Source organism: Streptomyces sp. SID11385, assembly GCF_010548245.1.
GTDB lineage: Bacteria > Actinomycetota > Actinomycetes > Streptomycetales > Streptomycetaceae > Streptomyces.
Genome location: NZ_JAAGLR010000992.1, coordinates 1 through 10,874, shown reverse-complemented (window position 1 = coordinate 10,874; position 10,874 = coordinate 1). Strand labels below are relative to the sequence as shown.

General features: G+C 65.3%; 6 protein-coding genes and 3 rRNA genes. All 9 read left to right on the top strand.

Annotated elements, in window-relative coordinates; all coding sequences use genetic code 11:
- Nucleotides 1–341: 341 nt before the first annotated feature.
- Nucleotides 342–1,870 (top strand): 16S ribosomal RNA (locus G3I42_RS30335).
- 316 nt (nucleotides 1,871–2,186) lie between these two features.
- Nucleotides 2,187–5,308: ribosomal RNA gene (locus tag G3I42_RS30330) — 23S ribosomal RNA — on the top strand.
- Nucleotides 5,309–5,406: 98 nt separating this feature from the next.
- Nucleotides 5,407–5,523: ribosomal RNA gene (gene rrf, locus G3I42_RS30325) — 5S ribosomal RNA — on the top strand.
- The 16S, 23S and 5S rRNA genes sit together here, the layout of an rRNA operon.
- Nucleotides 5,524–5,615: 92 nt before the next feature.
- The gene (locus G3I42_RS30320) at nucleotides 5,616–6,260 is read left to right on the top strand and encodes an HAD family hydrolase (protein WP_164290947.1); all 645 of its coding nucleotides are present in this window, start codon (nucleotides 5,616–5,618) and stop codon (nucleotides 6,258–6,260) included.
- A 41-nt stretch (nucleotides 6,261–6,301) separates the two neighbouring features.
- Nucleotides 6,302–7,522 carry an MFS transporter gene (locus G3I42_RS30315; protein ID WP_164290946.1) on the top strand — a complete coding sequence of 407 codons (1,221 nt, stop codon included), beginning with the start codon at nucleotides 6,302–6,304 and terminating at the stop codon, nucleotides 7,520–7,522.
- On the top strand, nucleotides 7,491–8,663 hold the full coding sequence (locus G3I42_RS30310) for an acetoin utilization protein AcuC (protein WP_164290945.1): 1,173 nt from the start codon (nucleotides 7,491–7,493) through the stop codon (nucleotides 8,661–8,663). Before G3I42_RS30315 ends, G3I42_RS30310 begins: the two co-directional genes overlap by 32 nt.
- A 611-nt stretch (nucleotides 8,664–9,274) precedes the next feature.
- Nucleotides 9,275–9,487, top strand: coding sequence for a helix-turn-helix domain-containing protein (locus G3I42_RS30305; protein ID WP_030996959.1), 213 nt, complete (start codon nucleotides 9,275–9,277; stop codon nucleotides 9,485–9,487).
- A 187-nt stretch (nucleotides 9,488–9,674) separates the two neighbouring features.
- Complete coding sequence (locus G3I42_RS30300; RefSeq protein WP_003948845.1) at nucleotides 9,675–9,773, top strand: AURKAIP1/COX24 domain-containing protein; 99 nt, start codon at nucleotides 9,675–9,677, stop codon at nucleotides 9,771–9,773.
- A gap of 289 nt (nucleotides 9,774–10,062) precedes the next feature.
- On the top strand, nucleotides 10,063–10,874 hold an 812-nt coding region (locus G3I42_RS30295), incomplete at its 3' end, for an NAD-dependent epimerase/dehydratase family protein (protein ID WP_164290944.1).

Genomic DNA, 10,874 nt, shown 5'->3' with positions numbered 1-10,874 from the left:
ACGCCGAAAGGGAAACGGAAAGGCCGAAAGGCCGGGCCGGGAACCGGAAAGCACCGAGGAAATCGGGCCCGAGAGAGTCTGATAGAGTCGGAAACACGAAATACCGAAGGGAAAACGCCCGGAGGAAAGCCCGAGAGGGTGAGTACGAAGGAAGCGTCCGTTCCTTGAGAACTCAACAGCGTGCCAAAAGTCAACGCCAGATATGTTGATACCCCGACCGAGGATCTTCTGATCCGAGGTTGAGGTTCCTTTGAAATACACACAGCGAGGACGCTGTGAACCTGGGAGATTATTCCTCTCCCGGTTCCGCTCTCGTGGTGTCTCCCGATTACGGGAAAACATTCACGGAGAGTTTGATCCTGGCTCAGGACGAACGCTGGCGGCGTGCTTAACACATGCAAGTCGAACGATGAACCGCTTTCGGGCGGGGATTAGTGGCGAACGGGTGAGTAACACGTGGGCAATCTGCCCTGCACTCTGGGACAAGCCCTGGAAACGGGGTCTAATACCGGATACTCACTGCCTTGGGCATCCAAGGTGGTGGAAAGCTCCGGCGGTGCAGGATGAGCCCGCGGCCTATCAGCTAGTTGGTGAGGTAATGGCTCACCAAGGCGACGACGGGTAGCCGGCCTGAGAGGGCGACCGGCCACACTGGGACTGAGACACGGCCCAGACTCCTACGGGAGGCAGCAGTGGGGAATATTGCACAATGGGCGAAAGCCTGATGCAGCGACGCCGCGTGAGGGATGACGGCCTTCGGGTTGTAAACCTCTTTCAGCAGGGAAGAAGCGAGAGTGACGGTACCTGCAGAAGAAGCGCCGGCTAACTACGTGCCAGCAGCCGCGGTAATACGTAGGGCGCAAGCGTTGTCCGGAATTATTGGGCGTAAAGAGCTCGTAGGCGGCTTGTCACGTCGGTTGTGAAAGCCCGGGGCTTAACCCCGGGTCTGCAGTCGATACGGGCAGGCTAGAGTTCGGTAGGGGAGATCGGAATTCCTGGTGTAGCGGTGAAATGCGCAGATATCAGGAGGAACACCGGTGGCGAAGGCGGATCTCTGGGCCGATACTGACGCTGAGGAGCGAAAGCGTGGGGAGCGAACAGGATTAGATACCCTGGTAGTCCACGCCGTAAACGGTGGGCACTAGGTGTGGGCAACATTCCACGTTGTCCGTGCCGCAGCTAACGCATTAAGTGCCCCGCCTGGGGAGTACGGCCGCAAGGCTAAAACTCAAAGGAATTGACGGGGGCCCGCACAAGCAGCGGAGCATGTGGCTTAATTCGACGCAACGCGAAGAACCTTACCAAGGCTTGACATACACCGGAAACGGCCAGAGATGGTCGCCCCCTTGTGGTCGGTGTACAGGTGGTGCATGGCTGTCGTCAGCTCGTGTCGTGAGATGTTGGGTTAAGTCCCGCAACGAGCGCAACCCTTGTCCCGTGTTGCCAGCAAGCCCTTCGGGGTGTTGGGGACTCACGGGAGACCGCCGGGGTCAACTCGGAGGAAGGTGGGGACGACGTCAAGTCATCATGCCCCTTATGTCTTGGGCTGCACACGTGCTACAATGGCCGGTACAATGAGCTGCGATACCGTGAGGTGGAGCGAATCTCAAAAAGCCGGTCTCAGTTCGGATTGGGGTCTGCAACTCGACCCCATGAAGTCGGAGTTGCTAGTAATCGCAGATCAGCATTGCTGCGGTGAATACGTTCCCGGGCCTTGTACACACCGCCCGTCACGTCACGAAAGTCGGTAACACCCGAAGCCGGTGGCCCAACCCCTTGTGGGAGGGAGCTGTCGAAGGTGGGACCAGCGATTGGGACGAAGTCGTAACAAGGTAGCCGTACCGGAAGGTGCGGCTGGATCACCTCCTTTCTAAGGAGCATCTGACCCTCTCGGTTTCGGCCGGTGGGGTCCAGAGCCATGACGTCGGCGAATGTTCGACGGTGGTTAGCTCATGGGTGGAACGTTGACTATTCGGCACTCTCGGGATTCCGGGATCACTAGTACTGCTTCGGCGTGGAACGTGACTCTTCGGGAGCTGGGGGTGCCGGGCACGTTGTTGGGTGTCTGAGGGTACGGCCGTTTGGCTTGCCTTCTTGCCGGCCCCAGTGAACTTGAGACCTTTGGTCTTGGGGTGATGGGTGGTTGGTCGTTGTTTGAGAACTGCACAGTGGACGCGAGCATCTGTGGCCAAGTTTTTAAGGGCGCACGGTGGATGCCTTGGTACCAGGAACCGATGAAGGACGTGGGAGGCCGCGATAGGCCCCGGGGAGCTGTCAACCGAGCTTTGATCCGGGGGTGTCCGAATGGGGAAACCCGGCAGTCGTCATGGGCTGTCACCCGCTGCTGAATGTATAGGCAGTGTGGAGGGAACGCGGGGAAGTGAAACATCTCAGTACCCGCAGGAAGAGAAAACAACCGTGATTCCGGGAGTAGTGGCGAGCGAAACCGGATGAGGCCAAACCGTATGTGTGTGATACCCGGCAGGGGTTGCATGTACGGGGTTGTGGGATTGCGCTTCAGTCGTCTGCCGGCGGCTGGGTGAGTCAGAAACCATCATGATAGGCGAAGGACATGCGAAAGGTCCGGCGTAGAGGGTAAGACCCCCGTAGCTGAAATCGTGGTGGCTCACTTGCGTTATTCCCAAGTAGCACGGGGCCCGAGAAATCCTGTGTGAATCTGGCGGGACCACCCGCTAAGCCTAAATATTCCCTGGTGACCGATAGCGGATAGTACCGTGAGGGAATGGTGAAAAGTACCGCGGGAGCGGAGTGAAATAGTACCTGAAACCGTGTGCCTACAAGCCGTGGGAGCGTCGGACATCAGCTTGCTGGTGTCTCGTGACTGCGTGCCTTTTGAAGAATGAGCCTGCGAGTTTGCGGTGTGTTGCGAGGTTAACCCGTGTGGGGAAGCCGTAGCGAAAGCGAGTCCGAACAGGGCGCTGTAGTAGCACGCTCAAGACCCGAAGCGGAGTGATCTAGCCATGGGCAGGTTGAAGCGGCTGTAAGAGGTCGTGGAGGACCGAACCCACCAGGGTTGAAAACCTGGGGGATGACCTGTGGTTAGGGGTGAAAGGCCAATCAAACTCCGTGATAGCTGGTTCTCCCCGAAATGCATTTAGGTGCAGCGTCGTGTGTTTCTTGCCGGAGGTAGAGCACTGGATAGGCGATGGGCCTTACCGGGTTACTGACCTTAGCCAAACTCCGAATGCCGGTAAGTGAGAGCACGGCAGTGAGACTGTGGGGGATAAGCTCCATGGTCGAGAGGGAAACAGCCCAGAGCATCGACTAAGGCCCCTAAGCGTACGCTAAGTGGGAAAGGATGTGGAGTCGCAGAGACAACCAGGAGGTTGGCTTAGAAGCAGCCACCCTTGAAAGAGTGCGTAATAGCTCACTGGTCTAGTGATTCCGCGCCGACAATGTAGCGGGGCTCAAGCGTACCGCCGAAGTCGTGTCATTGCAGCAATAGGGCCAACGCCTGCTGTGATGGGTAGGGGAGCGTCGTGTGCCGGGTGAAGCTGCCGCGGAAGCGAGTGGTGGACGGTTCACGAGTGAGAATGCAGGCATGAGTAGCGATTCACACGTGAGAAACGTGTGCGCCGATTGACTAAGGGTTCCTGGGTCAAGCTGATCTGCCCAGGGTAAGTCGGGACCTAAGGCGAGGCCGACAGGCGTAGTCGATGGATAACCGGTTGATATTCCGGTACCCGCTGTGAAGCGTCAAACATTGAATCCAGTGATGCTAAGCCCGTGAAGCCGCCCTGATCTCTTCGGAGTTGAGGGGAGTGGTGGAGCCGGTGACCCAGGCTGGTAGTAGGTGAGTGATGGGGTGACGCAGGAAGGTAGTCCATCCCGGGCGGTGGTTGTCCCGGGGTAAGGGTGTAGGGCGTTGCGTAGGTAAATCCGCGCAGCTTGTGCCTGAGACCTGATGCCGAGCCGATTGTGGTGAAGTGGATGATCCTATGCTGTCGAGAAAAGCCTCTAGCGAGTTTCATGGCGGCCCGTACCCTAAACCGACTCAGGTGGTCTGGTAGAGAATACCGAGGCGTTCGGGTGAACTATGGTTAAGGAACTCGGCAAAATGCCCCCGTAACTTCGGGAGAAGGGGGGCCACACCTGGTGATCCGATTTACTCGGTGAGCTGGGGGTGGCCGCAGAGACCAGCGAGAAGCGACTGTTTACTAAAAACACAGGTCCGTGCGAAGCCGTAAGGCGATGTATACGGACTGACGCCTGCCCGGTGCTGGAACGTTAAGGGGACCGGTTAGCTGACTTTCGGGTTGGCGAAGCTGAGAACTTAAGCGCCAGTAAACGGCGGTGGTAACTATAACCATCCTAAGGTAGCGAAATTCCTTGTCGGGTAAGTTCCGACCTGCACGAATGGCGTAACGACTTCTCGACTGTCTCAACCATAGGCCCGGTGAAATTGCATTACGAGTAAAGATGCTCGTTTCGCGCAGCAGGACGGAAAGACCCCGGGACCTTTACTACAGTTTGATATTGGTGTTCGGTTCGGCTTGTGTAGGATAGGTGGGAGACTGTGAAGCGGCCACGCCAGTGGTTGTGGAGTCGTTGTTGAAATACCACTCTGGTCGTGCTGGATGTCTAACCCGGGTCCGTGATCCGGATCGGGGACAGTGTCTGATGGGTAGTTTAACTGGGGCGGTTGCCTCCTAAAGAGTAACGGAGGCGCCCAAAGGTTCCCTCAGCCTGGTTGGTAATCAGGTGGTGAGTGTAAGTGCACAAGGGAGCTTGACTGTGAGACCGACGGGTCGAGCAGGGACGAAAGTCGGGACTAGTGATCCGGCGGTGGCTTGTGGAAGCGCCGTCGCTCAACGGATAAAAGGTACCCCGGGGATAACAGGCTGATCTTCCCCAAGAGTCCATATCGACGGGATGGTTTGGCACCTCGATGTCGGCTCGTCGCATCCTGGGGCTGGAGTCGGTCCCAAGGGTTGGGCTGTTCGCCCATTAAAGCGGTACGCGAGCTGGGTTTAGAACGTCGTGAGACAGTTCGGTCCCTATCCGCTGTGCGCGTAGGAATATTGAGAAGGGCTGTCCCTAGTACGAGAGGACCGGGACGGACGAACCTCTGGTGTGCCAGTTGTTCTGCCAAGGGCATGGCTGGTTGGCTACGTTCGGGAGGGATAACCGCTGAAAGCATCTAAGCGGGAAGCCTGCTTCGAGATGAGTGTTCCCACCTCCTTTGAGAGGGTAAGGCTCCCAGTAGACGACTGGGTTGATAGGCCGGATATGGAAGCCCTGTGAGGGGTGGAGTTGACCGGTACTAATAGGCCGAGGGCTTGTCCTCAGTTGCTCGCGTCCACTGTGTTGGTTCTGAAACCACGAACAATCACACACTGCCCCCGCTTTCGCGGTGTGGCGGGGTGGTTGCTGGTTTTATAGTGTTTCGGTGGTCATAGCGCGTGGGAAACGCCCGGTTACATTCCGAACCCGGAAGCTAAGCTGCGTAGCGCCGATGGTACTGCAAGGGGGACCTTGTGGGAGAGTAGGACGCCGCCGAACAATATTTGTGGGGAAGCCCCGCACCATTTACTTGGTGCGGGGCTTTTCCGCGTTCACGGGCCGGAATTCGGCGCCGGGCTATTGTCGAAGCCATGCGCTACGACCTGGTCATCTTCGACAACGACGGCGTCCTCGTGGACAGCGAGCCGCTGTCCAACACGGTGCTCGCCGCGTACCTCACGGAACTCGGCCACCCCACCACGTACGAGGACTCCCTGAGGGACTACATGGGCGGCGCCCTGCACCGGGTGCACGACACGATCCTCGAACGGACCGGTCAGCGGCTGCCCGCGACCTTCGACACCGACTTCCACGCGCGGGTCTTCGCCGCCTTCGCGCGCGAGCTGAAGCCCGTCGCCGGCGTCGGCGAGGTCCTCGCGTGGCTGAAGGAGAGCGGGACCCCGTACTGCGTCGCCTCGTCCGGCAGCCACGAGCGCATCCGCTTCGGGCACGGCGTCACCGGGCTCGACCGCTGGTTCCCCGAGGACCGCGTCTTCAGCGCCGAGGACGTCGGCCGCGGCAAGCCGGCCCCCGACCTCTTCCTCCACGCGGCCGAGGCGATGGGCGTCGCCCCCGGGCGCTGCGCGGTCGTCGAGGACAGCCCGCTCGGCGTCGAGGCCGCGCGCGCCGCCGGGATGGATGTGTACGGATTTACCGCCATGACCCCGGCGGCCGGACTCGGCCCCGTCACCGCCACCTTCGGGAGCATGGACCAACTCCCCGATTTGCTCCGCTGATTGGCCTACCGGCCGGTAGCGCGGGCGCCTACGCTCCCGCCATGACCGCTCCCGCCCCCATCGACGCCCGCCTGCGGCACGGCAGAATCGCGCTCGCCCTGAGCTTCTTCGTGCAGGGCGCCGCCTTCGCGCTGCTCGTCACCCGTATACCCGCCGTCCAGGACAGGTACGGGATATCCGACGGGCTCCTGCCCGTCTTCCTCGCCGCGGTCCCCGTCCTCGCCGGTGCCGGGAGCGTCGTCACCGAACAGCTCGTCAAGCGGGTGCGGCCCAGCCAGGTGCTGCGCTGGTCGCAGCCCCTCGCGCTGCTCGCCCTCCTCGGCGTCGGCTACGGCGACGGCATGGTGGTCCTGGCCCTCGTCCTCGCCGTCTTCGGGCTCGGCGTCGGCGCGCTCGACGCCTCGATGAACATGCTCGGTGTCAGCCTCCAGCGCGCCTACGGCCGCAGCATCATGCTCGGCTTCCACGCCGTCTACAGCCTCGGCGGCATCCTCGGCGCCTCGCTCGCCTGGGCCGGCGCGCACTGGCACCTCTCGCTCGGCGTCTCCTACCTCCCGCTCGTCGCCGTCACCGTCCCCGCCGCACTCATCGGCAGCCGCTGGTACGCGGACGCGCGCAAGGGGGCTCCCGCGCCGCAGGGCCAGGAGCGGGCGCAGGGGTCCGGCGTCGTCTTCCGGATGCTCCTCCCGCTCTGCCTCGTCATGACCTTCGCGTACATCGGCGACTCGACCGTCTCCAACTGGAGCGCGAAGTACCTCCAGGACGTCCTCGGCAGCTCGGAACAGCTCTCGACCGTCCCGTACAACGTGTACATGGTCACGACGCTCATCGGGCGCGGGCTCGGGGACTTCGGGGTACGGCGCTTCGGCCCCGTCGTGGTCGTACGGGCCGGTGCCGTGCTCGCCGCGGTCGGCTTCGGGGTCGTGGCGCTCGCGCCCGGCGCCTGGGTCGGGATGCTGGGCTTCACGCTCCTCGGGCTCGGGCTGTGCGTCCTCGTACCGCAGACCTTCGCCGCCGCCGGGCGGATGTTCCCGCACGCCTCGGACGCGGCCGTCGCGCGGCTCAACATCTTCAACTACGTCGGTTTCCTCGTCGGCTCCCCGCTCGTCGGGGCGCTCGGCGACGCCTGGAACTACCGGGGCGCGATGATCGTGCCGCTCGTCCTCGTCCTCGTCACCCTGGGGTACGCGCGTTCCTTCGCGTCCGCGCCCGCCCGGTACGGTGACGGGCATGAGCGGCCTCGCGCACTTGATGTGGGATGACGGCGTCACCGCGTACGACTTCGGCGACGGTCACCCGATGGACCCCGTACGGCTCGACCTGACCCGCAAGCTCGTCGCGGGCCTCGGCGTCGACGCCGGGCTCAAGGTCGTCGCGGCCCCGCCCGCGGGGGAGTCGACGCTGCGGCTCGTCCATCGCGAGGACTACATCGCGGCGGTGAAGGCCGCCTCCGCCGACCCGGAGCACGCCGACCAGCGGTACGGGCTCGGCACCATCGACGACTGGGCGTTCACCGGCATGCACGAGGTGTCCGCGCTCATCGCCGGGCAGTCCGTCGCCGCCGCCGAGGCGCTGTGGCGCGGGGACACCGCGCACGCCGTGAACTTCACCGGCGGCCTCCACCACGCGATGCCCGCCGCCGCCTCCGGGTTCTGCGTCTACAACGACGCGGCCCTCGCGATCGCGCGGCTCCTCGAACTGGGCGCCGAGCGGGTCGCGTACGTGGACACGGACGTGCACCACGGGGACGGCGTCGAGGCCGCGTTCTGGTCCGATCCGCGCGTCCTGACCATCTCGGTGCACGAGCACCCGCGCACCCTCTTCCCCAACTCCGGCTGGCCGCAGGAGACGGGCGCCGAGGACGCGGAGGGCTCGGCGGCGAACCTCCCGCTGCCCGCGGGGACCGGGGACGCGGGATGGCTGCGCGCCTTCCACGCCGTCGTGCCCGAACTCCTCGCCGGCTTCGACCCGCAGTTCCTCGTCACCCAGCACGGCACCGACACCCACTTCGAGGACCCGCTCGCGCACCTCGCCGTCTCGCTCGACGCGCAGCGCGCCGTGCAGTCCGCGTGCCACGACCTCGCCCACACGTACGCGGGGGGACGCTGGCTCGCGCTCGGCGGCGGGGGCTACGCGGTCACCGACGTCGTCCCGCGCGCGTGGACCCACCTCACCGCGATCGCCGCGCACCGGCCCGTCGAACCGCTCGCCGCCGTACCGGAGGAGTGGCGGCAGCAGGTGTACGCCGAGACGCGGCAGCAGGCGCCGTACCGGATGACGGACGGCCGCTGGCCCGTGCGGTGGCAGCCGTGGGAGGAGGGCTACGACCCGGCGGACCGCATCGACCAGGCGATCATCGCGACCCGGAAGTCCGTCTTTCCGTTGCGCGGGCTCCTCCCGTAGCCCTCCGCAGGGCACCCCGGCGCACATCCTCTACGCCCAACGCCCCACCCGCCCTGGCCATCTCGTCCCCCTTCCCTCCGCCCGACTCCGCACCGATGTGTCGACAAAACGACCCGCTTCCCCCTACGCAAGCGCCCCGCCGCCTACGTTTCCGCGCTTCTCCCGGCCCCCTCGGCGCCCTCCGCTCGCGCCGGGTGTGAGCCGGGCGCGAGCCCCTCGCCGCTGCCTCCTGGGACGGACCGGCTCACGGGGGGCGGACGAGGCGGGAGCCGTGGTGGGGCGCCGGGGGAGGGGCGGGGTCGCGGTGCAGGTCAGCTCGGTCGTGGGGGCGGCGGGGCAAGGGGGCGCGCGTGGCCCGGTCCTGGCGGCGGTGCGAGGGAGGGGCGGGTGGCTTTTCGCGTTCCGCTTGGTGGTGCCGTGCGGACCGGGTACTACCGGCCGATTACTCGTTATGTACTCAATCCGGCGTGTCTGTCACGGTAAACAGAGGATGCCTGCTCCTCTTCCCCACTCGCATCACCCGCCCCTAATCTGGGGAGTGAGCGCTCAGCGACGAGGAGTCACCGGAGGGGAAGCCGGTGCGCGTCCGAGCGGAAGGTACAGGTGTAGTGATGGCCACTGCTGACGAGCGTCCTCTCCACGAGGTCCAGTTCCTGACCGTCGCCGAGGTCGCCTCGGTGATGCGAGTGTCGAAGATGACCGTGTACCGCCTGGTGCACAGCGGTCATCTGCCCGCCATCCGGGTCGGAAGGTCCTTCCGGGTCCCCGAGCAGGCGGTGCACGAGTACCTCCGCGAGTCCTACGTGGGGGTGGAGACCGCCTGAACCCACTGCCCGCCCGCCCGGGAACCGGCCCTCGGCCGGGGCCCGGGCAGGGGGGATGCCCTCGATTTAGGGCTCGGAGCGGGTGGCGGGTAGGCTGGGCCGACGTAGGTCGTGTGGGCCCATGCAGCCCCGCACCAAGTGCCCCCGCCAGTTGCGGGGGTGTTCCGAGTAGTGAGCGAGGGTTGTTGTGGGCTCTGTCATCAAGAAGCGGCGCAAGCGGATGGCCAAGAAGAAGCACCGCAAGCTGCTGAAGCGTACGCGCGTCCAGCGTCGTAACAAGAAGTGAGCCCTTCCCCGCGCGAGCGGGGCGCTCCACCGCGGCCCTTCCCCGGTTCACCCCGGGGGAGGGCCGCGGTCCTGTGTCCGGGCGGACGCGCGGTCGTACGCGGCTGACCCCCGTAGGCGGCAGGGACCCCCGCCCGTACGCGACCGAGCCCCGTACGCGGCCGACCCCGTACGCGACCGAGCCCCGTACGCGGCCGACCCCGTACGTGGCCGGGACCGCTCCCCGCCCCGCGGCTCCCGCCCGCTACCGTGGCCCCATCGGCGTACGCCACGGAAGGGCGGCGGATCGCGTGGGCAGTGTCGTGCTGGTGACGGGGGCCGGGCGCCGGCTCGGGGCGCGGTTCGTACGGGCCGTGCAGGAGGACCCCGCGGTGGAGCGGGTGATCGCGGTGGACGCCACCGCGCCCGGGCAGCCGCTCGGGCGGGCGGAGTTCGTCCGCGCCGATCTGCGGCAGCCCGCCCTCGCGCGTGTGCTCGCCGAGCACGCCGTCGACACCGTCGTGCACCTCGACGTGACCGGCACGGCGCCCGGAGTGCCTCGCGCCGGCGTCAAGGAGACCAACGTCATCGGGAGCCTCCAGCTCCTCGCCGCCTGCCAGAAGTCCCCGTGGGTGCGCCGTCTCGTCGTGAAGTCCTCGACCGCCGTGTACGGTTCGGCCGCCCGCGACCCCGCCGTCGTCGACGAGAGCGGCCCGCACCACACCCCGCCGCACGGCGGCTTCGCGAAGGACGTCGGCGAAGTCGAGCACTACGTACGGGGCTTCGCGCGCCGCCGCCCCGACGTCGCGGTCGGCGTGCTCCGCTTCGCGGGCATCCTCGGCCCCGGCGCCGAGTCCCCCTTCGCCGCCTACTTCGCGCTGCCCGTGCTGCCGACGGTCCTCGGGCACGATCCCCGACTCCAGTTCGTGCACGAGGACGACGCGCTCGCCGTCCTGCGGCTGCTCGCCTGCCTGCCGGAGAGCGCCTCGGCGCGCGGCAACGGCACGTACAACGTCGCGGGCGAAGGGGTGCTGCTGCTCTCGCAGTGCGCGCGGCGGCTCGGGCGGCCCACGGTGGCGCTGCTGCCGCCCGTCGCGCGCTGGGCGGGTGCCGCGCTGCGCGG

Bases quoted from the DNA above. Each gene is read 5' to 3' on its own strand.
- G3I42_RS30320 (WP_164290947.1), top strand. From the start codon at position 5,616: ATGCGCTACGACCTGGTCATCTTCGACAACGACGGCGTCCTCGTGGAC.
- G3I42_RS30315 (WP_164290946.1), top strand. From the start codon at position 6,302: ATGACCGCTCCCGCCCCCATCGACGCCCGCCTGCGGCACGGCAGAATC.
- G3I42_RS30305 (WP_030996959.1), top strand. From the start codon at position 9,275: ATGGCCACTGCTGACGAGCGTCCTCTCCACGAGGTCCAGTTCCTGACC.
- G3I42_RS30310 (WP_164290945.1), top strand. From the start codon at position 7,491: ATGAGCGGCCTCGCGCACTTGATGTGGGATGACGGCGTCACCGCGTAC.